Origin of the sequence: Demequina lutea, from assembly GCF_013409005.1 — a bacterium.
Taxonomy (GTDB): Bacteria; Actinomycetota; Actinomycetes; order Actinomycetales; family Demequinaceae; genus Demequina; species Demequina lutea.
On the sequence record NZ_JACBZO010000001.1, the window covers coordinates 1,445,227 to 1,465,697 of the forward strand.

Annotated in this window: 21 protein-coding genes, 4 tRNA genes, 1 pseudogene and 1 other annotated feature; of the genes and pseudogenes, 15 read left to right on the forward strand and 11 right to left on the reverse strand. The window is 66.7% G+C overall.

The window, feature by feature from the left end; translation table 11 throughout:
* Positions 1-49 precede the first annotated feature (49 nt).
* From BKA03_RS07010 to BKA03_RS07030, 5 genes are all read right to left on the reverse strand, one after another.
* Positions 50-457 (reverse strand): transposase, encoded by a 408-nt coding sequence (locus BKA03_RS07010; protein WP_193745843.1) that lies wholly within the window; start codon positions 455-457, stop codon positions 50-52.
* Positions 454-687 (reverse strand): transposase, encoded by a 234-nt coding sequence (locus BKA03_RS07015; protein WP_179397726.1) that lies wholly within the window; start codon positions 685-687, stop codon positions 454-456. Before BKA03_RS07015 ends, BKA03_RS07010 begins: the two co-directional genes overlap by 4 nt.
* A gap of 21 nt (positions 688-708) precedes the next feature.
* A complete protein-coding gene (locus tag BKA03_RS07020) occupies positions 709-2,175 on the reverse strand; it encodes a DHA2 family efflux MFS transporter permease subunit (RefSeq protein ID WP_083971548.1) in 1,467 nt (488 codons plus the stop codon).
* Between the two features lie 33 nt (positions 2,176-2,208).
* Complete coding sequence (locus tag BKA03_RS07025; protein ID WP_062075115.1) at positions 2,209-3,912, reverse strand: asparaginase domain-containing protein; 1,704 nt, start codon at positions 3,910-3,912, stop codon at positions 2,209-2,211.
* Between the two features lie 118 nt (positions 3,913-4,030).
* Positions 4,031-4,666 carry a CGNR zinc finger domain-containing protein gene (locus BKA03_RS07030; protein ID WP_062075093.1) on the reverse strand — a complete coding sequence of 212 codons (636 nt, stop codon included), beginning with the start codon at positions 4,664-4,666 and terminating at the stop codon, positions 4,031-4,033.
* 154 nt (positions 4,667-4,820) lie between these two features.
* Here BKA03_RS07030 and BKA03_RS07035 point away from each other — a divergent pair, with 154 nt between their 5' ends.
* The 5 genes from BKA03_RS07035 (at position 4,821) to BKA03_RS07055 (ending at position 8,702) form a co-directional block, all read left to right on the forward strand.
* Entirely contained in the window at positions 4,821-5,642 is an 822-nt protein-coding gene (locus BKA03_RS07035) for an ABC transporter ATP-binding protein (RefSeq protein ID WP_062075094.1), read from the forward strand.
* Positions 5,639-6,523, forward strand: a complete 885-nt coding sequence (locus tag BKA03_RS07040) for an ABC transporter permease (protein WP_062075095.1) — start codon at positions 5,639-5,641, stop codon at positions 6,521-6,523. The genes BKA03_RS07035 and BKA03_RS07040 overlap by 4 nt, the downstream gene beginning before the upstream one ends.
* A gap of 51 nt (positions 6,524-6,574) precedes the next feature.
* A complete protein-coding gene (locus tag BKA03_RS07045; protein ID WP_062075096.1) occupies positions 6,575-7,627 on the forward strand; it encodes an ABC transporter substrate-binding protein in 1,053 nt (350 codons plus the stop codon).
* A gap of 19 nt (positions 7,628-7,646) precedes the next feature.
* Positions 7,647-8,297 (forward strand): cysteine hydrolase family protein, encoded by a 651-nt coding sequence (locus tag BKA03_RS07050; protein ID WP_062075097.1) that lies wholly within the window; start codon positions 7,647-7,649, stop codon positions 8,295-8,297.
* Positions 8,298-8,372: 75 nt separating this feature from the next.
* Positions 8,373-8,702: a hypothetical protein gene (locus tag BKA03_RS07055; RefSeq protein WP_062075098.1), complete on the forward strand. Its 330-nt coding sequence runs from the start codon at positions 8,373-8,375 to the stop codon at positions 8,700-8,702.
* Positions 8,703-8,763: 61 nt separating this feature from the next.
* Here the strand turns inward: BKA03_RS07055 and BKA03_RS15835 are convergent, their stop codons facing one another.
* Positions 8,764-9,003: a helix-turn-helix domain-containing protein gene (locus BKA03_RS15835; RefSeq protein WP_373366729.1), complete on the reverse strand. Its 240-nt coding sequence runs from the start codon at positions 9,001-9,003 to the stop codon at positions 8,764-8,766.
* An 878-nt stretch (positions 9,004-9,881) separates the two neighbouring features.
* The gene (locus tag BKA03_RS07065) at positions 9,882-10,403 is read right to left on the reverse strand and encodes a hypothetical protein (protein WP_062075100.1); all 522 of its coding nucleotides are present in this window, start codon (positions 10,401-10,403) and stop codon (positions 9,882-9,884) included.
* A 693-nt stretch (positions 10,404-11,096) separates the two neighbouring features.
* On the opposite strand from BKA03_RS07065, the gene BKA03_RS07070 reads away from it, so the two are divergent.
* Positions 11,097-12,361, forward strand: a protein-coding gene (locus BKA03_RS07070; RefSeq protein WP_179397706.1) for an IS3 family transposase whose coding sequence is annotated in 2 segments (ribosomal slippage) — positions 11,097-11,382 and positions 11,382-12,361 — 1,266 coding nt in all. Because the reading frame shifts where the segments join, the coding sequence is not laid out codon by codon here.
* Positions 11,378-11,509 (forward strand) — a sequence feature (AL1L pseudoknot). Its footprint overlaps the gene before it by 132 nt.
* On the opposite strand, the pseudogene BKA03_RS07075 reads toward BKA03_RS07070, so the two are convergent.
* A pseudogene (locus tag BKA03_RS07075) lies at positions 12,358-13,347 on the reverse strand (IS30 family transposase). The gene BKA03_RS07070 and the pseudogene BKA03_RS07075 overlap by 4 nt on opposite strands.
* Positions 13,348-13,486: 139 nt before the next feature.
* On the opposite strand from BKA03_RS07075, the gene BKA03_RS07080 reads away from it, so the two are divergent.
* A complete protein-coding gene (locus BKA03_RS07080; protein ID WP_062076313.1) occupies positions 13,487-13,951 on the forward strand; it encodes a GNAT family N-acetyltransferase in 465 nt (154 codons plus the stop codon).
* A gap of 138 nt (positions 13,952-14,089) precedes the next feature.
* Here BKA03_RS07080 and BKA03_RS07085 read toward each other — a convergent pair.
* The 3 genes from BKA03_RS07085 to BKA03_RS07095 all read right to left on the reverse strand — a co-directional run bounded on the left by BKA03_RS07085 (position 14,090) and on the right by BKA03_RS07095 (position 14,371).
* Positions 14,090-14,161, reverse strand: a tRNA-Val gene (locus BKA03_RS07085).
* Between the two features lie 28 nt (positions 14,162-14,189).
* Positions 14,190-14,260 (reverse strand) — tRNA-Cys (locus tag BKA03_RS07090).
* Between the two features lie 38 nt (positions 14,261-14,298).
* Positions 14,299-14,371: transfer RNA gene (locus BKA03_RS07095), tRNA-Gly, on the reverse strand.
* Between the two features lie 110 nt (positions 14,372-14,481).
* Between BKA03_RS07095 and BKA03_RS07100 the strand changes: the two genes are divergently transcribed.
* The 8 genes from BKA03_RS07100 to BKA03_RS07135 all read left to right on the forward strand — a co-directional run bounded on the left by BKA03_RS07100 (position 14,482) and on the right by BKA03_RS07135 (position 20,291).
* Positions 14,482-15,582: a chorismate-binding protein gene (locus BKA03_RS07100; protein ID WP_062076316.1), complete on the forward strand. Its 1,101-nt coding sequence runs from the start codon at positions 14,482-14,484 to the stop codon at positions 15,580-15,582.
* Complete coding sequence (locus BKA03_RS07105; RefSeq protein ID WP_062076314.1) at positions 15,579-16,460, forward strand: aminotransferase class IV; 882 nt, start codon at positions 15,579-15,581, stop codon at positions 16,458-16,460. The genes BKA03_RS07100 and BKA03_RS07105 overlap by 4 nt, the downstream gene beginning before the upstream one ends.
* Positions 16,461-16,501: 41 nt before the next feature.
* Positions 16,502-16,576 (forward strand) — tRNA-Val (locus BKA03_RS07110).
* An 87-nt stretch (positions 16,577-16,663) separates the two neighbouring features.
* Positions 16,664-17,419 (forward strand): response regulator transcription factor, encoded by a 756-nt coding sequence (locus tag BKA03_RS07115; RefSeq protein WP_062076315.1) that lies wholly within the window; start codon positions 16,664-16,666, stop codon positions 17,417-17,419.
* Between the two features lie 8 nt (positions 17,420-17,427).
* The gene (locus tag BKA03_RS07120) at positions 17,428-18,561 is read left to right on the forward strand and encodes a sensor histidine kinase (protein ID WP_179397727.1); all 1,134 of its coding nucleotides are present in this window, start codon (positions 17,428-17,430) and stop codon (positions 18,559-18,561) included.
* A gap of 110 nt (positions 18,562-18,671) precedes the next feature.
* Positions 18,672-18,968, forward strand: coding sequence for an SHOCT domain-containing protein (locus tag BKA03_RS07125; RefSeq protein ID WP_179397728.1), 297 nt, complete (start codon positions 18,672-18,674; stop codon positions 18,966-18,968).
* Positions 18,965-19,552 carry a sulfocyanin-like copper-binding protein gene (locus BKA03_RS07130; RefSeq protein ID WP_308477950.1) on the forward strand — a complete coding sequence of 196 codons (588 nt, stop codon included), beginning with the start codon at positions 18,965-18,967 and terminating at the stop codon, positions 19,550-19,552. Before BKA03_RS07125 ends, BKA03_RS07130 begins: the two co-directional genes overlap by 4 nt.
* Positions 19,553-19,631: 79 nt before the next feature.
* The gene (locus BKA03_RS07135) at positions 19,632-20,291 is read left to right on the forward strand and encodes a thioredoxin-like domain-containing protein (RefSeq protein ID WP_179397729.1); all 660 of its coding nucleotides are present in this window, start codon (positions 19,632-19,634) and stop codon (positions 20,289-20,291) included.
* Positions 20,292-20,471 lie beyond the last annotated feature (180 nt).

Below are 20,471 nucleotides of genomic sequence, written 5' to 3' on the forward strand. Positions count from 1 at the left end.
CACACCGATGGCGACTTGCTCGGTGGCTGTCCCGGTGTCGGTTGTTTGTCTAGTTCAGGGCGGTCTCTTCTGAGCGCATCGCGATGCCGCGCCACTGCTTGAGCCTGTTGAAGCACCGTTCGACGACGTTGCGACCCCGGTAGCGCTCCTGCTGGAGAGGTCCGAAGTCGATCGGCCGGCCCGGCTTACGGCGGCGGTGTGCGATCTGGTCGTCGCGCTCGGGGATGGTTGCCGCGATCCCGTGCTGGCGCAGCCAGGCCCGGTTCGCCTTCGACGGGTAGCCCTTGTCGGCCAGCACCCGACCCGGTCGAGTTCGCGGTCGACCCTGGGGCCGCGGCACCGAGATGTCATCGAGCACCGTGGCCATCATGATGGTGTCGTTGATATTGCCGCCGGCGATCACCACCGACAGCGCTCGGCCCCGCCCATCCGCGACGAGGTGGACCTTCGTGATCAAACCCCCGCGCGACCGGCCAATTCGATAGCGCCCCCTGTGTGGCGCGGAAGCGTGGCGCCGTGCTGGTGGACGCGCGCAATGGTCGAGTCGACCGAGACAACCCAGTCGAGCTCCCCGCTCTCGTCGGCCAGCGCCTGCACCCGCTCGAGCACCCGCGCCCACACGCCGTCCTTTGCCCACCGGTCGAAGTTCTTATAGATCGTGTTCCACTTCCCGAACCGCTCTGGCACGTCCCGAGCGCGCCGGCCGGGCTACGCGGCTGGCGCCAGCGCCGTCGGCGGGTCGTCGGGGAACAGGTGCGAGATGCCTGCTCGACTCCGGTGAGCGGGGCCGGATGTCGAGAGCCAGGCGAGCGCGCCGATGAGGAGCGCGAGACCGACGACGAGCCACCAGTAGGAACGAGCCGCCCCGACGTAGGCCGTGCCGACCGCGGTGCTCGCGCCAAGGCCGGTGAGGGCCCCGGCGAGTGCGACGCCGAGCGACGTCCCGACCTGGCGTGCGGTCGACGTGGTCGCGGCGGCGGAACCGGACTGCGATCGCGGCATCCCGCTGACCGACATCGTCGTGACTGGGGCGTTCAGGAACCCCTGGCCGATGCCGTAGAGGAGGAACACTGTGAGCAGCAGCAGGTCCGATGAGGACGGCGCAAGCCACAGTGCCAGCACCAAGGTCGCGACGAGCACGGCCGACGCGCTGATGAGGAGGGGAGTCCGAGTGCCGCGGGCTCCGACGAGGTGGCCGGAGATGTTGGAGCAGATGAGCTGGCCGATGGCCATCGGGAGCAGCTTTAGGCCAGCCTCGAACGGCGTGAAGTGCCGCACCTCCTGCAGGTAGAGCGTCATGAGAAAGATGAAGCCGCTGTAGGCCGCGAATCCCGCGATGGCGGTGGCGAGCGCGGCCGAGAAGGAGATGCTTCGGAAGAAGCGGACGTCGATGAGCGGCTCAGGGCGGCGCAGCTCGTAGGGGATGAACGCGGCGATCGCCGTGGCCGATGTGGTGAAGAGCGCGATGGTGACCGGGTTGCCCCACCCGAGGTGTGGACCCTCGATGAGTCCGGCGATGAGGCAGCCGAGCATCGCCATGATGAGCCCCTGGCCGACGAGGTCCACCCGCCGACGATGCCTCGAGCGCGATTCGGGGACGAAGAGCGCCGTGAGGAGGATCGCCGCGACGCCGATCGGCACGTTGATCCAGAAGATGCCGCGCCAGCCGACCGTGTCGGTGAGTAGGCCGCCGACGATCGGTCCGATCGCCATCGAGATTCCGCTCACCGCCGACCAGGCGCCGACAGCGCGGGCTCGCGGTGCGGGGTCGTCGAAGGTGTGCGTGATGATCGACATCGCGACCGGATTGAGCATCGATCCCCCGATTGCCTGGACGGCGCGGAAGGTGATGAGCCACTCGGTCGTGGTGGCGAAGCTGCACAGCAGCGATCCGACGGTGAAGACGACGAGGCCGAGCTGGAAGGTCGTCCGCCTCCCGATGCGATCCGCCGTCGAGCCGGAGAGGATGAGCAGACAGGCGAGCACCAAGGTGTAGGCGTCGACCGTCCACTGCAGCGCCGAGACCGAGGAGCCGAACTCGGCCCGGATCGAGGGCAGCGCGACGTTGACCGCCATCGTGTCCATGGTCACGATGAGCAGGCTCATGCAGCAGATCGCGAGGATGAGGAAGCGGTGCCGGTAGCGAGCAGGTAGCGCGCCGACGTGTGTCGTCATGGGTTCTATGTCTTTGGCGTCGATGGCCGGGCGTCAGTGTGTGAGGAAGATCTTCTGATACGCGGCCACTGTGGCGCTCGTCGCGGCACGCTCCTCCGACGTCGGGTGCGCGGGATCCGCCGCGACCGGGAGGGCGCCGAGCTTCATCATGCTGGCCATGAGGAGCAGCCGCGCCTTCACCGCGGTGAGGTTCGATCCCGCGATCGTGAACGGCGTCGGGTCCGCGAAGCCCTCGGGCGCACCCCGTCCCACGCGTGCGACGGGGATCCCGCTGAAGACCGCGCGCTCGAGCAGGGCTTCGGAGGCCTTCGAGGGCAGGCGGCCGTACGGGACGAGGCCCTCGACGACGATTCCGCCGAGCCGGCCGAGGCCGAGCTTCTGGTCGAGCACCGCCTGAAGGATCGGCAGGTCGTCGGGAGCGAGGCCGATCGCCTCGTCGAAGTACCCGCCCTCCTTGACGATCGAGACGGACGGGATGGCGTCCTCGGTGATCCGGCCGTCCGCATCCTTGACCACGACCTCCACCAGCCGGATCCCCTCTGCGGTCATGGTCGCCGCCTGGACCATCTTCGGCAGCCGGGTGACGTTCACCTCCGACAGGTGGGTGTGCTTGTAGGCCGGAAGGTAGGTGAGGTGGATCGCGCCGGCATGGGTGGTCTGACCGATGATGCCGCCGTGACCCCCCGTCGCGCGGTAGTTGCCCGGTCGGGCATCCGACTTATACACCTCGCGGGCCGCGAAGTACTGTTGCTCCTCGATCACCACGACCCCGCAGCGGTTCTTCCCGTCGTCGCCGGCCCAGCGCCCGGACTGGATGAAGGCGATCGAGTCGACGATGTTCTTCGGCCCGTCGTTGCTGATGAGGCCCTGCGGCCGCTGGGCGGCGTTGCCGCAGATCGGGATCGCCGTGTCGATCAGGAGGCTGAACCAGTAGGCGGTCTCCTCGACCTGCGGGCTGCCCTGCGTCCAGATGAGGCCGTCGTACCGGCCGCTGCTCGCGATCGCCTGCGCATCGTTCGTGATCTTCGCGAGCGCGGGCCGGCCGGGGACGGTGCCGAGGTGCACCGGCTTGTACCCGTTGAAGTCCGCGCCGCTCCGCTCCGGCGGGATGTCGCCCTCGCCCACGTCGGTGCGCTCGGCGGCCGGGAGGCCCTTGCGGTAGCCGCCGGGCGGGGACACGCGGTAGAAGTCGACGGTGGCGCGCGAGGAGATGGGACTGGCGGTGCCGCCGTCCTCGATGCCGAGTCGATCGATCTCCTCGAAGCTTCGGGAACCGTCGGGGAAGAATCCCTGCCGCGACGCCGTCTCCGGCCCGAACGGGACCGCCATCTCCTCCTCCCAGGCGCTGCCGTCGGCCTGGGTCGCCATGTAGGGCAGCGGGTAGAGGCCGTCCTCCGGGTGGAGTTCGATGGCGTAGACGGGCTTGTCGCCCTCCGAGGCGGGGGTGGGCCGGACGACGCCGTCCGCTCCCAGATAGCCGTCGGGGTCACCATAAAGCTCCGCCGCGTCGCGTTCGAGCGGATGCGCCGAGAACTGCTCGACGTAGACGGTCGCGGGTGCGGCCAGTCGCTGCGCACGAAGCGCATCGAACCGGAGCGCGTTCCCGCCCGCATCGGTGAGCAGCGGCAGGCCGTGCTTCGTGCGCGCCTTGTTTGACGTGACGAGCGGCGGCGTGTTCTGGATGGTGGCGGTCGGACCGCTGAGGTGGGCAATCCGGACCTTGTGCGACTCGGTCATGCGGAGCTCCTTCGAGTTCATCGGCCGGATGCGACCACCGCCCACGTTCGTCCGCCTCGATTTCCGCCCAGTGACGCCGTGATTGCCGTCCCGTAACTTGTGTCCACGCCTTTGACGGTTACAGCCTCGGCATCCGGTGTGCCTTCTCGGCGGCCGCCACTGCTTGCCGAAGCCGATAGGCGCGCACGTTCTCCCGCCCGTGGCACTGGATGCTGCAGAACCGCTTGGTGCCGCTGCGCGTGTCGTCGACGAACAGGCGATCGCACCGCAGTGCCGCGCAGCATCGGATGTACTGCGTCGAGTTCGACGACACCCAGGACGCGAGGGCCGCGCAGCAGGCGACCTGCCATCCCTGCACGGCCGGGACCGAGTGGTCCTGGTAGTGGAGCGAGTACGGCGGCTTCTCGGACAGGTGCAGGGCCGAGGGGTGCTCGGCGAGCATCGTGTTGACCTTGGGGATCGCGGTCGGGATGTCGTCGAGCGCGAGATCGAGCAGCACGTCGTGGAGCCGATTCGCCATGACCTTCAGCTCGTCCGCCTGTTCCGGCAGGAACGCCGTCTGCTTGCGGTAGAAGCGCTCGCAGGTCTCGTTCGCGATGCTTGCGCACTCGGCGGGATCTTCCGGCGCAGTGTAGCGGGCACCGAACGACCAGCCGTCGGCGAGCCGGTTCGTGAGCGCGATGGCGGCGAACACGAGCTGATCGCGATGCGATCCGCTCGGCCTCGTCATCATGCCCTTGAGCGCGGTGGCCATCGGCCCAGCGTACGGATCGCGCATTTCCGGCATGTAACCGTCAAGAGCGCCGCGACAAGTTACCGGTCGGCAACCCCGCCGAAATCGTCGCGGAACTGCGGGGGTCGACAGTGGACCTCATCCTCGCTTTGTCCATCGACCCCAGGAGCAGTTCATGACGATCTCAGCATCCACCGCCCTGAAGAGCGGACGCGCAGAACTGAAGATCGAGGGCGTCACGCGCGAGTTCGTGACGAAGTCCTCAAAGACGCTCGCGCTCAGCGACAGCTCCATCACCGTCGAGCCCGGTGAGTTCCTGTCGATCATCGGCCCGTCGGGATGCGGCAAGTCGACGCTGTTCAACATCGTCGCCGGCTTGGACATGCCGACTACGGGCGACATCCGGATCAACGGCGAGAGCATCGTCGGCGAGCAGGGCCACGTCGGCTACATGCTCCAGAAGGACCTGCTGCTGCCGTGGCGGAGCGTGCTCAACAACATCATCATCGGCATGGAAGTCAGCGGGATGCCGAAGAAGCGGGCACGCGAGCTGGCGATGCCGTTCCTCGAGGCGTACGGGCTGAAGGAGTTCGCGAAGCACCGCCCGGACCAGCTCTCCGGCGGCATGCGACAGCGGGCTGCTCTGCTCCGGACCATTCTCTTCAACCGCGACGTCATCCTGCTCGACGAGCCATTCGGCAAGCTGGACGCGCAGACCCGGGCGACGATGCAGGAGTGGCTGCTCGACGTCTGGGATGACTTCAAGAAGACGGTCGTCTTCGTCACCCACGACATCGACGAGGCCGTCTACCTCTCGGATCGCGTCGTCGTGATGGCCCCGCGTCCGGGACGGGTGATCGCGGACATCCCGATCGCCCTGGACCGGCCCAGGAAGCCGGCGATCGTCACGAGCGATGAGTTCATCGCGTACAAGAACCGGATCTTCTCCCTTCTGCACACGAGCCTCGTTCCGACCGCCGAAAGGACCGCAGAATGACAGCCCTCCCCGCACTCATCCGCCGCACCGAGGACGCATCGACGACGGCGGGACGGCTCGAGGCGCTCAACCGAATTCCACGGAGGTCGGCGCAGAGGCGCGGCGGCGCCTTGTTCCCCGCGGAGCCGGCGAGCTGGAAGATCGCGCTGACGGTCATCGGCATCGTGGTCGCGGTCTTCGTGCTCTGGGAGGTGTTCGCCGACGCCGGCATCATCTCGACCTTCTTCTGGTCGAAGCCGAGCCTCATCTGGGCCGCCTTCGTCACCCAGATGACTGCCGGCACCATGCTGGCGGACCTCTCCTTCACCGCGCTGTCGACCGTCTACGGCTTCCTCATCGGGGTCGGCGGCGGCGTGCTCATCGGGCTCTCTTTCTGGTGGTCGAGCTTCTACGCCCGAACGGCCGAGCCGATCTTCATCGCCCTCGAGGCGATGCCGAAGCTCGCGCTCGCACCGATCATCGTGCTCGTCCTGGGTCTCGGCATCGGATCGAAGATGGCGATGGCCGCGTCGATCGTCATCGTGATCCAGATCCTCAACACCCACGCGGCGGTCCGTCGGGTGGACCGTGATGAGCAGACCCTGCTCTACTCGCTCGGCGCGAGCCGCTTCCAGGTGTTCAGCAAGGTCGTCGTCCCGTCGACCCTGCCGTCGATCATCAGCAGCCTGCGCGTGTCGATCGGCCTCTCGCTCACCGGCGCGATCGTCGGCGAGTACATCGGCAGCCAGCACGGTCTCGGCAAGATGATCCAGGTCGCGGGTTCGACCTTCGACATCGCGTCGATCTGGGTCGGCGTCTTCACGCTGGCGATCTTCGCCTTCGTCCTCTATGCGCTGCTCTCGCTCGTTGAGCGACTGCTGCTGCGCCTCGTCCACGGCTGAGTGCGCAACGTCCCACCCACAGCACCACCCTTCCCACCCCTAGGAGAACACATGAAGAACAAGCTGATCCCGCTCGCGGCTCTCGCCGCCGCCTTCGCCCTTGCCGGCTGCTCGGCACCAGCCAAGGCGGCGTCCTCGCCCCCAGCCAAGGCGGCGTCCTCGCCCCCAGCCAGCGGACAGGCCATCGAGCACAACGGGGCGATCGTGATCGCCGAGCCGGTGCACAACCTCGGCTACCTGCCGCTGTACGCCGCGATCGATCAGGGCTATTTCACGGATGCCGGGCTCGACGTGCAGACCTCGACCCTCGGGGGCGGCGCCCATGTCAACGCTCTGCTCAGCGGCGATGTGTGGGCCTTCATCGGAGGCCTCGAGTCGGCGGCCATCGCCAACGCGAAGGGCGCCGACCTGATCGGCATCGCCGGCGTCGTCGACCGGGCGAACGTGTACTGGACGGCCGCCAAGGGCGTGAAGATCGATCCGAACGACCTCGCCGGATCCCTGAAGGGACTCCGCATCGCCGCGAGCCGGCACGCCGGCTCGCCCGAGATCGACACCCTCTACGAACTGAAGAAGCTCGGTCTGGACCCCGCCAAGGACGTCACCATCGTCAACAACGACAGCGGCACCGAACTCGCCCTGATCCAATCGGGTCAGGCTGACATCGCCGTGACGAGCGAGCCGAACATCAGCAAGGGCATCAGCGGGGGTCTGTGGAGCGAGCCGATCATGAACCTCCCGAAGGAGCTGGGCAAGTTCGCGTACTCCGACATCGTAGTGTCGAAGGCCACCGTCGCCAAGGAGCCCCACACCGTGCAAGCGTTCGTCGACGCCCTGAACAAGGGTATGCACGACGTGCTCACCGACCGGAGCCTCGCCACGCGGATCGCCAAGAAGGAGTTCCCGACGATGAGCGATGCCGATATCAAGGCGACCCTCGACCGCAGCTACAACGACGGTCTCTGGGACGGCATCGCGATCGACGCGAGCGCGGTGAAGATCGATCTGACCGTCGCTCGTGATGCCGGCCTGCTGCAGGACTCGGCGCATCCCGCGACCTTCGACTCGATCGTCGACACCGAGTTCTTCACCAACACCAAGTAGCCAGCGAAGGAGCACAACCATGTCCGACTTTCCGTACCGCTACGACCCGGCGCACACGGCGCTGATCATCGTCGACGTGCAGAACGATTTCTGCAGCCCGCAGGGATCGCTCGCAACGCTCGCCGACGCCGACGTCTCGGCGGCCGTCGAGATGACCCCCCGCCTCGTCCGTCTGATCGAGCACGCCCGCGCGGCGAAGCTGCCGGTCGTCTTCATTCAGACCATCCACGACGAGACGAACGACAGCCCGCAATGGCTCAACCGCCATACCGGGGAGCCGGACGGCTCGGCGCGGGCCGGCATCACCTGCCGCACCGGTTCGTGGGGCGCCGAGTTCTACGAGGTGGCGCCGCTGCCCGGCGAGATCGTCGTGAACAAGTACCGCTATTCGGCGTTCGCCGGGACCAACCTCCAGATCGTCCTGACGACGCTCGGGATCCGGTCGCTGCTCTTCACGGGAGTCGCGACCGAGGTCTGCGTGGAGTCGAGCCTGCGGGACGGGCTGTTCGCGGAGTACTACGTCTCGCTCGTCGAGGACTGCGCGGCGACGTACTCGCAGGACGCACACGACGCGTCGGTCCGAGGGATCGCGAAGAACTTCGGCACGGTGGTGACGAGCGACTTCCTCGCCGATCTGTGGGTTGAGGAGTCGGCGCTGGCGACCGCCTAGCGCCGCGTCACCCGCCGCGCACGGCGGAAGCCTCCCGACGGCGACGACCGATATCGTCGCTGTCGGGAGGCCGAATTGGATGACGCATCGGAGTTGACTCTGGCGCGCGAACGTCTCGACGCGATCGTCGCCGAACGGATCGACGACCCGCGCATCGACCAGGGCCCGATGTTCTCGACGACCGGCTGGCGCACCCGAGGCAAGGTCTTCGCGTTCGTGGGGCGCTCTGCCGAGCTCATTCTCAAGCTGCCCGGGCAGCGGATCGTCGAGCTCGTCGCATCGGGCGATGGCGCACCGATGACGCTCGGCATCCGCACCATCCGGGAGGGGGCCCACATTGCGGCCGACGTCGACTGGGGACCGCTCGTCATCGAGGCGCACGCTTTCGTCACTGCCGAGTCGTGACACGAGTCCGCTGGTCGAGGTCACCTTCGACGGCGTCACCGACTGAGGGCGGCGGGCCGGCCTAGAACATGTCGGGCGACGGCGTCGGCGCGTAGCGGATGATGACGTCCGCGTGGCGGTTGAACCGGTATCCGGTGCCGCGCACGGTCCGCACGATGTCCTCGTACACGCCGAGCTTGGAGCGCAGCCGGCGCACGTGCACGTCGATGGTGCGTTCGTTCGGCGTCTCGTCGTCGTCGGAGTCGCCCCAGAGCGTCGCGATGATCTCGCTGCGGTCGATCGTGCGCCCCTCGCGGAGCACGAAGAACTGCAGCAGCTCGAACTCCTTTTAGGTCAGCGGCGCGGTCTCGCCGTCGAGCAGGACCCGCTTGCGCGAGATGTCGATGACGACGCCCCCCGAGGCTCGGGCGCGGTCGCGGTTGGCGCGCTCTGGCGGTGCTTCGCGAGGGCCGCCGGGTCCAGCAGGGCGAGGCGCACGACGTCGACATCGCGTCCGCCGGCGCCCGCCGGGGCCAGCCGACGGCGACGTAGAGCGCGAATCCGCGGGGCTCCATGCCCTCGGGAACGGCGCGCAGGCGCCGAGGCCCCTCGGGAGCCGGGGCCAGCGGGGGCGCCGAGGGCGCGACGGTCAGAGAAGTGGAACGAACGGGAGAAAGAGTGGCCAGGGACATGGTGTCGAATCCTTGATCGGAGGCGAGATCCGCGGGATCGTCCCGCGCGGATGTCGCGGAGTCATCGAGATTCGGGGTGTCGCCGGGAAGGTCCGGCATGCGGGAGTTCACGAGAGGAACTCGGACGGGAGATCCGTCAGACACACATTCGACAGCTGGAGACCGCACGCACCGACATCATCATGTCGGCGTGCGCATCGTGGCGCCAGCGTGCACGGTCCATTCGCTTCGATGTCGCCCCGGCAGCGTTCCGCCCGTGTCACCGCCACGTCCGCGTTCCGGGTTCGCGGTGTCGACTCGACGTGTCACGGCCGTGGCGTCATCACGTGGTGGGCGTGGTGGGCGTGGTGGGCGTGGTGGGCGTGGTGGGCGTGTCCCGCCGCGAAACGCTTCGCCAGCGAAGCGGTGCGGGTGCGCTTCGGACCCGCCGCGTAACACGTCGATGGCGAAACGGTGGTCACGCTTCGATGACGAAGCGGGTGACGTGGAGAGGACGAAGCGTTTCTGTTCAGGCTGCGGCGGCATCGGCGACGAAAGCAGTCACCTTGTCTACGAGCTCGGCGGGCCAGCTTGCGCGTTCGAGCGCCTCGCGCAGCAGGTGGCGGAGTGCGTCTGTGGTTGCTTCGTCGGTGCCGTGGCCGTGGCCGCGGACGCCGGCCGCTGTCGCTGACGTCCACGTCTCGACGCGGGGACGGTCGGTGGCGGGTGGCACGGCACCTGCTGAGTCGATGGCGCGGCGGAGGAGCTTGCCGGCGGAGGAGCGGGCCACGTATTGGGCGTTCCGCTCGGCGCGGTACACGTCGAGGCGTGCACGGTGCGCTGCTGACTGCAGCCGCATGTCGTGTTCACGGTCCGCTTGCACGTAGACGGCGAGTGTCCGTTCGGCAATGTCGTCGAGTGCGGCCCGAAGGGCGGAGGGTGCGATGCTGTCGAGGCCCCAGCGGGTCAGCTCGCGGGCTGCTTTGCGTGCCGCAGCGTTGTTGAGTGGTGTCCACGGCTCGGAGTCGGCGGCCGTTGCGAGGAACTGCAAGTAGGCGCGGCTGCCGAGCGCGCCTTCGGAGAAACCCCACGCACTGTGGCCTGCGGTAGCGAGGGCCGCGGTCAGTGGATGCTCTTCCGGACGCCCTGCCGCTGCCGCTTCGATGGCGTTGCCGTTCGCCCAGGCGATGCCATTGAGATCGTGTGGCAGGGCGGTCAGGGGGGTGCTCTCAGGGTGGCGTGGCGACGAGCCGATCGGCGAGCGAGACCCGGGTCAGCGTGGCGCCGTGCGCAACGTTGGATGGTTGAGCGCGCGTGAGAACTCAAACATAGCCAACAGGGCTCGACCGACGCCGGTAGCGAAAGAACCGCATCGATGTCCTCGATAATGGCCTACATGAGCCAACCACTTTCCGCTGGGCGAGTGGCTTGGCGTCGGATAATTCGCGTCGTTTGCGGTCCATATGTTGTTCTGCCCGCGCTCGCCATCGCTACCGGCGTCGGTTCCCTTACATCTTCATCCTGGGCGCCGTGGGCATTTCGGATTTGGGTCGCGGTCACTGCGGTTCTCGCCGGATCGATCTTGGCTTTTACCCCACCACTTCCTCGGCTGCGGGACGGCAGTCACTTGTTGGGACGGGTGATCGGCGGTGTCAAGGCGTGGAGGTAACGAGGAGTCGTTCGAAGGCTTCTTGAATCGCCCCGGGTTTGGTGGAGGGTCTGATTCCCCGAAAGGATGGGAGTCATGCCAGCACCGAGGAAGTATCCGCAGGAGCTCAGGGAGCGTTCCGTGCGGCTTGTGAGAGAAGCGATGTCGCAGGAGACGTCGCTGTCGATGAACGCGGCCGTGGTCCGTGTCGGTCATCGGGTCGGAGTGAACTCAGACACGCTGCGTGGCTGGGTGAAACAGGCCCGGATCAATGCCGGAGAGGTTGCCGGTGTCACGACGACGGACGCGGCCACGATCAAGGCGTTGGAGCGAGAAGTGCGAGAACTTAAACGCGCGAACGAGATCTTGCTTGCCGCGTCTTCTTTCTTCGCGCGGGAGCTCGACCCGCGACTTCCGTTCTAGTGGCCTTTATCGATGAGCATCGCTCACGGTTCGGGGTCGAGCCAATCTGCCGGGTGCTCACCGAGCACGGGTGCCGGATTGCCCCGTCGGGTTACTACGCCGCCAGGAACCGTCCCGACTCGGCGCGTTCAGTGCGTGACCGGGAAGTTGCCTCCTTGATCGAGGCGGTGTTCTGGGACCGCAACCGCGGCCGAGGCATCAGCGGCCCCCGTAAGGTGTGGCGCTTGCTGCACCGCGACGGGGTCGAGGTCGCTCGGTGCACTGTGGAACGCCTGATGCGTGTTCAGGGACTGCGGGGAACGCGTCGTGGCAAGCAGTTCATCACCACGAGACCAGATGCTGCGGCGACGCGTCCGCCGGATCACGTTCAACGTAACTTCCGTGCCGAGCGTCCCAACGAGTTGTGGGTCGTGGACTTCACCTACGTGCCGACCTGGTCGGGTATGGCGTTCACCGCGTTCGTCACCGACGTGTTCTCGCGCCGGATCGTCGGGTGGCGGACGATGTCGAGAATGCCCACTGACTTGCCCCTTGATGCGCTTGAGATGGCGTTATGGGTGCGAGAGCGAGCCGGTCAGGACGTCGCCGGCGTCATCCAGCATTCGGACGCGGGAGCTCAATACACCGCGCTGCGCTATTCGGAACGGCTCGCAGACGTGGGAGCGATCGCGTCGATCGGGACCGTCGGGGACTCCTACGACAACGCCCTCGCAGAGACCGTCGTCGGGCTCTACAAAACCGAGTGCGTGAAAATCGACGGCCCGTTCCGCACCGCTGACGAGCTTGAATACGCAACCCTGTCCTGGGTGCACTGGTTCAATGAAAACCGGCTGCACTCCTCGATCGGATACCTCACCCCGATCGAGATGGAAGACCTGTACTACCGTGAGAACACGACCCAGGAGCAGCCGCTCCTGGGAGAACTCACCCTCCACTAAACCCGGGGCGATTCATCTCGGGGGGTGAGGAATCCTAGGCTTTTGCGGGGTCTGTGGTTGAGTTCTTCGGCGATGGCGGTCAGGTAGGGCTGGTGGTCGGTGATGGTGTCGCCCTTGGGTAGGTACTCGCGGATCAGACCGTTCGTGTTTTCGTTGGTGCCTCTGTCCCAGGGTGAGTGGGGGTGGGCGAAGAACACGGGCATCGAGGTTGCCAGGGTGAACGCGGCGTGCTTGGCCATTTCCGAGCCCTGATCCCACGTCAAGGTATTGCGCATCATTCCTGGCAGTTCGTTCGCGTGGTCGATCAGAACATCAGCCAAAGCGGTGGAGTCCTTGCCCTGCGGCAGCGCGAGGATCAACGTGTACCTGGTGGTGCGCTCAACGAGGGTTGCGGCAACGGTCTTGCCCTGGGCGCCGACGATCAAGTCGCCCTCCCAGTGCCCGGGAACCCTGGGGTCGGTGAGATCCTCGCGGGCATCAATGCTGGCCATTCCCACGATCGGGGCACCACGCTCACCCAGCGGGCGGGGCCGGCGCCTGCGGGTTCGTTTGGAGCGTAGCAACACCGCGTGCTTGGCAAGCTCGCTCTTGGGTAGGGCGTAGATGAACCGGTAGATCGCCTCGTACGACACGGTCCTGCCCTTTGCGGGGGGTGAGGCTGTCATCAGACCAACAGTGTCGTCCTCGACCTCCCGACGCAACCGGCCCGCGACCTGCCTCGGGGTGCGTGACTGACCCAAATCCGCCAAGACCCGTGCCCGCAACACCTCATCGGATGCGACCTCGCCCACCCGCGGGCGACGACGCCGTCGCTACGCAGCACAATCCGCATGCACCAGGCGATACCCGCGAGTTTTGAGCCAGTTGCGACGCACCTCCCGCGACACCACCGACGGCGAACGATCAATATGCGCCGCGATCACCCGAATCGACCACCCCGCCTTCAACCCCTGCGCGATCTCCACCCTGCCCGTCACCGTCAACATCCTGCGCACCAGCAACCTCCGTCGAAACCCGCACCGTTGCTACGACGCTATGACACCGCCGTGACGCTTTAGGAGTTTTGGGTAGAATTGACGGGGATCGTCGATAGCGGAGAACCGCCATGATGATCCCCGGGTTGCGGTGCGCGCGGCGACCGCGGCGGATGTTCGCGCGATCTCCGAGTTTCAGACCGCGTGCTGGCGGGAGGCATACGTCGGCCTGGTTCCGAACGAGTATCTTGAGCGCGTCGATGCCGATGCTCGTGAGGCTCGCTGGCTTCAACGAGCTGGCACTGATACCCGCAACGTAGCCGTCGGCCATGTCGCCACCACGCTGGCAGGCGTTGTCAGTTGGAGCATCTGCGCCGAGCCTGGAGTCCCGCCGCTGGAGCTCAAGAGCCTGTATGTGGGCTCAGCTTTTTACGGAAGTGGCGTGGCCGCGGCGTTGCTCACGCATGCACTCGGTGAAGCGCCCGCGCACCTGTGGGTCTTCGAGTCCAATCCGCGAGCCCATGCCTTCTATGCGAAATGGGGCTTCACATTCGACGGCAGCCGGAAGGTGGATCCAGATACCGGCGTCTGGGAGCGACGACTCGTGCGCACCTGACCGAGCCACAAGGGACCGCCATCGACGACGCGCGCTCCTAATGCGTGCGCGACACACGCGATGGGGTCACCGCCTCGGGACACAGAAAAGGCGGCTTCCCTTCAATCGGGAAACCGCCTTGACCTACCGTCCTGCTAGTGGGCGATACTGGGATCGAACCAGTGACCTCTTCCGTGTCAGGGAAGCGCGCTACCGCTGCGCCAATCGCCCAAGACGTGCTTGGGTAAAACTTGCTGCGAGGTGGAGACGGGATTCGAACCCGTGTGGACGGCTTTGCAGGCCGCTGCCTCGCCTCTCGGCCACTCCACCGCTGTGCTCGCCGGCGCCGAGAAGGTGCCGGCCCACCGAGCGGACGACGGGATTCGAACCCGCGACCCTCACCTTGGCAAGGTGATGCTCTACCAACTGAGCCACGTCCGCATGGCCCAAACCCTGGGGTTCGGACCGAGTGACAACGTTAGCCGATGGGAGGCTTCAACACCAATTCACCGCGCCCGGCGCGTCGCGGGGCGAACGGCTACCGTGTGCGCATGAACTGGAGCGATGATCCCCGTCGGCGTGGCAGCGCCGCATTCAGGGGAGTGCGCGCATCCAGGCCGGTCGAGCACGTCGACGCGGTAGAGCACCCCGAGCGCCTGGCAGCCGGCGGCTTCTGGGTGGTGGTCGCCACATTCGAGGGCCGGATCGACGCATGGCGGTTCGCCGACGTCGAACGCGCCCCGGACGTGCGAGAACCACCGGAAGCCGCGCGAGCATGGCTCGGACCCGCTCGCTCCGCGTGGGAGTCGTCTCTCGACGAGAGCCGCTACTTGGCTGGAGTCGAGGCGATCAGGGCGGACATTCACGAAGGCGATGTGTATCAGGTCAACCTGTGCAGGGTGCTCCGCGCATCGCTGCCCGCGTCCGCGCCTGGGCCCGATGCGGTGGCGCTGTCCCACGTCCTGTCGCGAGGCAACCCCGCCAGGCACGCGGCGCGCATCGTGATCCCGGAGTCGGCCTCGATGCCGGGCGCCTGGATCGTGTCGGCGTCTCCCGAGTTGTACCTCAGGGTGGACGGGGGAGCCGTCTCGTCGTCGCCCATCAAGGGGACGGCCGCCCTTGGAGTGCCCATGCTCCACAAGGACGAGGCCGAAAACGTCATGATCACGGACCTGATTCGCAACGACCTCTCGCACGTGGCGGAGCCCGGCAGCGTCGCGGTTCCTGAGTTGCTTGGCGTGCATGAGCATCCGGGCCTTGCGCACCTTCAATCGACCGTGAGCGCCCGACTCTCGCCCACCTTTGAGTGGACGGGAGCCATGTGGGGAGCCCTTTTTGGCGGGACCTTCCCCCCGGGCTCGGTGAGCGGGGCTCCCAAGGCATCGGCGTTGCGGATTATTGCGAGAGAAGAACCCGTGGCGAGGGGCCCGTATTGCGGCGCGATCGGCTGGATCGATGCCGATACGCGGACTGCGGAACTCGCCGTCGGCATTCGCACCTTCTGGTGGGAAAACGACGCGGGGGGCACGTTGCGTTTTGGCACCGGAGCGGGCATCACGTGGGGATCTGAGCCTGCGGCGGAGTGGGAAGAAACGGAACTCAAGGCCCGGCGGTTGATTGGCCTGGCTTCGACAGCCACAATGGGCACATGAGCGGCGTCCTGTGGGTCGATGGAAGTTTCTGCGCGGCCAATGAGCCCGTCATCTTGGCAGGTAATCACGGTTTCACGGTGGGCGACGGAGTCTTTGAGACCTTGGTGGTCCGCAAGGGCAGAGCCTTCGCGTTGACGCGCCACCTCGTGCGCCTTCAGTTCTCGCTCGACCGCATGGGAATGCGCAGCGTCGACATGGCGGCGATCAGGGAAGGCGTGCGGCAAGTGATCGCCGCGAACCCTGCCGACGTGGTGCGGGTGCGCATCACGGTCGTTTCCGGACCGGGACCCATGGGCTCCATGCGGGGTACTGCCGCGCCGAACGTGGTCATTTGGGGCGGCCCCGGCGTCGTTCCCACCGCTTGCCGGGCCACGAGGGTGCCATGGAAGCGCAATGAGCGCTCGGCGATCGCGGGAGTCAAGTCCACGTCGTACGCCGAAAACGTGGTCATGGCTCAATTCGCGGCGGCCAAGGGTGCGGACGAGGCGCTCATGTCGAACACCTACGGCTACCTGTGCGAGGGCACGGGGTCGAATATCTTCATCGAGAGGCGCGGTGAAGTGGTGACCCCGCCGCTGTCCTCAGGCTGTCTCGCCGGCATTACTAGGGGCCTTGTACTCGAATGGGGTGCGGGCACCGGGATGCCTATTCGCGTCGCGGCGCCCGGAGAGTTGCAGATGTCGGTGCTCGACGAGGTCATGCGCGGAGAGGCCTTCGCCGCGGTGACATCGTCGACTCGCGGTGTTCAGCCGATCGTGCGGCTCGACGGCGTCGACGTCGCCGAGGGTCCGCTGCTGAAGAAGTTGGCCGACTTGTACGAACTTCACGCCGATGTGGAAACCGACCCTCCGCCCACGAGGACTAGGGACGCGGTGTAGCGCGAGGTGGTCGCGGACCGGCTACTATGGAGTCCGCTTCGGGGCGATTGGCGCAGGGGTAGCGCGCTTCCTTCACACGGAAGAGGTCACTGGTTCGATCCCAGTATCGCCCACCACGGCTTGAGGCCTTCTAGACCTGGTCAACAGGACGTTCCGTGCCGGCACCGGCGACCTGACGAGCGACTCGGTGTCAGGATGGGCCCATGAGCACTCCAGTCGACTTGCAGGGCCCCTTGCCGCGTGCTCGCGTCCTGGTGGTGGAGGACGAGGAGCCGCTTGGTCGATTGATCGCGTCGTACTTGTTGCGCGACGGCTACGACACGGAGGTCGTCGCGGACGGGCGTGGGGCGATAGCGGTCGCACGCGCGAATCCGCCCGACGTCGTGGTCCTAGATCTTGGGTTGCCGGGTGCGGACGGGATTGAGGTCTGTAGGACGTTGCGGACGTTCAGCGATTGCTACGTGATCATGCTCACCGCGAGGGTCGAAGAGGTCGATCGCCTCATCGGGTTGTCCGTCGGCGCCGACGACTACCTGACCAAACCGTTTAGTCCTCGCGAACTTGTGGCACGGGTCGGTGTGATGCTGCGGCGACCACGGGGGTTTGCGGGAGGGGCCGGCGCGCCCGAGGTGCACGAGGCGGTGGAGGTGCACGAGGTTCTCGCCGTGGGTGAACTCAGCGTGGATCTCACGGCCAGAGAGGTCCATCTGGCCGGTCGGGTCGTGGAGTTGACACGCACGGAGTTTGACCTGCTCGCGGTGTTGGTGCGGCAGCCGCGCCGGGCCTTCTCTCGCGACCAGCTCACCGAACAGGTGTGGGGCCCTGGCTGGTTCGGAGACCCCCACCTTGTGGACGTGCACCTCGGCCACGTGCGTCGAAAGCTCGGCGACGACTCCTCCGCCCCCGTGTACGTGCAAACCGTGCGCGGGTACGGGTACCGGTTGGGGCCAGGCAAATGAGGCGGTGGATGGCGTTGGCGGATCGGGCCGACCTAGCAACGCGCCTGCTGATCGCCATAGCGCTCGTCGTCGGGGTGGGCGCGGCTGCTGCCTGGGCCGTCGGCGCGACCGTCGGCCCCGGCCTCTTCCATGAGCACTTGCTTCGCGCGGTCGACACAGGCGAGAGCCCGACGAGCCATGCCGAGCGGGCGTACGCCGCGGCATCGGCGCTCGCGCTATCGATAGCCCTGCTGACGGCCTTGGTGGCATCGGCAGGCGTGAGCGTCCTCATCGCCAGGCGGATTCGGCGCTCGCTCGCGCCTTTCGCTCAGGCCGCCCATCGCGTCGCGATAGGCGAACGCAACGTGACCGTCAGCCCGCCGGGAATCGGGCCAGAATTCGATCGAGTCGCGGCAGCGTTTACCGCAATGGCAACAGATCTGGCGCATGTCGAGGACACGCGCACTCACATGCTCGCGGACCTGGCTCACGAGATGCGAACACCACTCGCCGTGCTTGCCGCGTATCTCGAGGCGGTCGGAGACGGCGTGGAGCGGCTCGACGAGTCGACCATGCACATAATGCAGGCGCAAGTCGAACGGCTCAGCAGGCTCTCCGCGGACGTGGCGCTCGTGACCTCGGCACAGGAGGGGCGCCTGTCCCTGGACCGACACCCCATCGACGTCGACACGGTGGTGAAGGGGGCAGCCGCCCAGGAGTCCGATCGCCTCGCCGAGTGCGGCCTGACGATCCACGTGCGAAGCGCGCCGGGTCTGCTCGTGGACGCGGACCCGGACCGGATTGGCCAGGTGCTCACCAATCTGCTTGAGAATGCTCGACAGCACACCCCTCCGGGCGGTGTCGTCGACGTTGAGGCGACCGCAGAAGTCGACGCGGTCCGCGTGACGGTGCACGACTCGGGCGAGGGCATCGCGCCCCAGGATCTCCCTCGAGTCTTCGACCGCTTCTTCCGTGTCGATGTGGCGCGTGACCGGGCTCACGGTGGTTCGGGCATCGGACTGTCGATCGCTCGGGCCATTGCCACGGCTCACGGCGGCACCCTCGTCGCTGAAAGCGAGGGCCTGTCGATGGGCTCGACGTTCAGCCTGAGCTTGCCGCGGCTGCGGACCGAGCTCGACCGGACAGGTGTCGCGGAGAAATAGGCGCGCGTCGGACATTCGCGGCGATCTTCATCAAATCTTCGTCAAACGCGTACGAGAATCCCCGAGTCCTGCGTCGATGCTGGAGAGCAACGAGACGAGAGGACAAGATCATGATGGGTTCGTATGGCGGGGGAATGACAGGATTCGTGTGGATAGGAATGGGCCTGTTCTGGTTGGCCCTGCTCGGATTCATCGTCTGGCTCGTGATCCGGTTGTTGCCTGGCAAGTCGCACGGACCCACAACGGCAGCCAATTCGCCCGTGCCGCGCGTAGCGACCCCCGTGGCCCCCGCGGCCGCGCCAGCGCTCGCAATTCTCGACGAGCGTCTCGCGAGCGGCGAGATCGATGTAGAGACGTATCGCACTATCCGTGCGGCACTCCTCGAGGGACGCGAGGGCGAAAGGTGAGCGGCCTCACGCGCGGATGGACTATCGCCGCGCTGGTAGCGGCCATGGCCGTATTGGCGGTGTCGGCCGTCGCCACGTTCAACCTGGCGGGACGTGGGCAAGACTCGCCCGGCTGGCTCGGAAACGATCGCGCGGTGACGGCCCCACGTGGCCCGTCGGCGCAGAACGCAGGGACCGTCGTCGATGTCGTTGCCATGGACATGGCGGGCGGTCGGATGATGGGGAGCCAGCGCGGCATGATGGGCGGCGCGATGGCGCTGCGCTCCGACCGCGTCGACGTTCCGGCGGGCACCGTCACGCTCCGGCTCTACAACGAGGGCACGATCACACACGAGCTTGTGGTCCTGCCGCTTGCAGACGGGCAACAGGTGGGGGAGCGCTCGGTGGGGGCCGACGGAAGGGTGAGCGAGTCGGGCAGCCTCGGCGAGGCATCAAAGTCCGGTGGCGAGGGCGCCGGCGACGGCATCGAACCCGGCACAACCGGTTGGGTGACACTGAATCTTCCTGCCGGCCGCTACGAGATCGTGTGCAACATCGAGGGTCACTACGCGGCGGGTATGTACACGCTGCTCGTCGTCAACTAACGCGGCGGCCCGAACCCGACCCTGAGAAACACTCGTCTCAACCAGGCGCCTCAACGCGCCCGAAAGCAGAGGAACCGCCATGGCCCAGACTCCCGCTGTTCAAAACAGTGCAAGCATCACTGCGCGCTTGCGCGCCGAGCAGCGCGCTCGCGATATGCGTCGGCGCGTGCTCGTCATCGCGGTGAGCGTGATCACAGCGTTGGCCATCATCGGAGGGGTTTGGGGCCTCCTCGCGGGCGAAAGCCGACGCGTCGCTTCCGAGGCACAAGCGGCGGGTTTGCCAATTGTCGGCGTGAAGGAGATGAAGGGCCTCTCCCGCGATCACGTCACTGCGCTCCCGGAGCCGACGCCATCAACGTCTGGTGGCACCATCCTTCCGCCCGCAGGCGGACCGCACGATCCCGTACTGCAAAACTGTGGCGTGTACAGCGAACCCGTCGCGACGGCAAAGGCCGTGCACTCACTGGAGCACGGCGCGGTGTGGATTGCTTACCGGTCAGGGCTCGACCAGCAGCAGGTGGATGTCCTCAAGGCAGCAACACGCGAGCGCACTTACACGCTGCTGAGCCCCATCGACGCGCTGGATGCGTCAGTGGTGCTGACCGCGTGGGGGGTTCAGCTTGAGCTCAAGGACGCCTCCGATCCCCGCCTCAAGCAATTTCTCAACAAATACGTCCAGGGCGAGCAGACGCCCGAGCCAGGGGCACCTTGCAGTGGCGGCTTCGGCGCACCTGAGTGAGGGGCGGATCGAGTTCGTCCTGGACTCAAGGCACCACTCAGCTGCGGACCGGATCACTCACGTCACAAGGCGCGTCGGCCACCGGGGGTCGTCGACATATCGAGCCGCTCACCAGAGCCGACCAGGGCCCGCGCACTGCAGCCAACGTCGGTAGTCCCTTGACATTCCAGTGGACCGGAA

Coding starts and splice junctions, on each gene's coding strand:
- BKA03_RS07020 (WP_083971548.1), bottom strand. CDS start 2,175: ATGACGACACACGTCGGCGCGCTACCTGCTCGCTACCGGCACCGCTTC.
- BKA03_RS07025 (WP_062075115.1), bottom strand. CDS start 3,912: ATGACCGAGTCGCACAAGGTCCGGATTGCCCACCTCAGCGGTCCGACC.
- BKA03_RS07030 (WP_062075093.1), bottom strand. CDS start 4,666: ATGGCCACCGCGCTCAAGGGCATGATGACGAGGCCGAGCGGATCGCAT.
- BKA03_RS07035 (WP_062075094.1), top strand. CDS start 4,821: ATGACGATCTCAGCATCCACCGCCCTGAAGAGCGGACGCGCAGAACTG.
- BKA03_RS07040 (WP_062075095.1), top strand. CDS start 5,639: ATGACAGCCCTCCCCGCACTCATCCGCCGCACCGAGGACGCATCGACG.
- BKA03_RS07045 (WP_062075096.1), top strand. CDS start 6,575: ATGAAGAACAAGCTGATCCCGCTCGCGGCTCTCGCCGCCGCCTTCGCC.
- BKA03_RS07050 (WP_062075097.1), top strand. CDS start 7,647: ATGTCCGACTTTCCGTACCGCTACGACCCGGCGCACACGGCGCTGATC.
- BKA03_RS07100 (WP_062076316.1), top strand. CDS start 14,482: ATGAACTGGAGCGATGATCCCCGTCGGCGTGGCAGCGCCGCATTCAGG.
- BKA03_RS07105 (WP_062076314.1), top strand. CDS start 15,579: ATGAGCGGCGTCCTGTGGGTCGATGGAAGTTTCTGCGCGGCCAATGAG.
- BKA03_RS07115 (WP_062076315.1), top strand. CDS start 16,664: ATGAGCACTCCAGTCGACTTGCAGGGCCCCTTGCCGCGTGCTCGCGTC.
- BKA03_RS07120 (WP_179397727.1), top strand. CDS start 17,428: ATGGCGTTGGCGGATCGGGCCGACCTAGCAACGCGCCTGCTGATCGCC.
- BKA03_RS07125 (WP_179397728.1), top strand. CDS start 18,672: ATGATGGGTTCGTATGGCGGGGGAATGACAGGATTCGTGTGGATAGGA.
- BKA03_RS07135 (WP_179397729.1), top strand. CDS start 19,632: ATGGCCCAGACTCCCGCTGTTCAAAACAGTGCAAGCATCACTGCGCGC.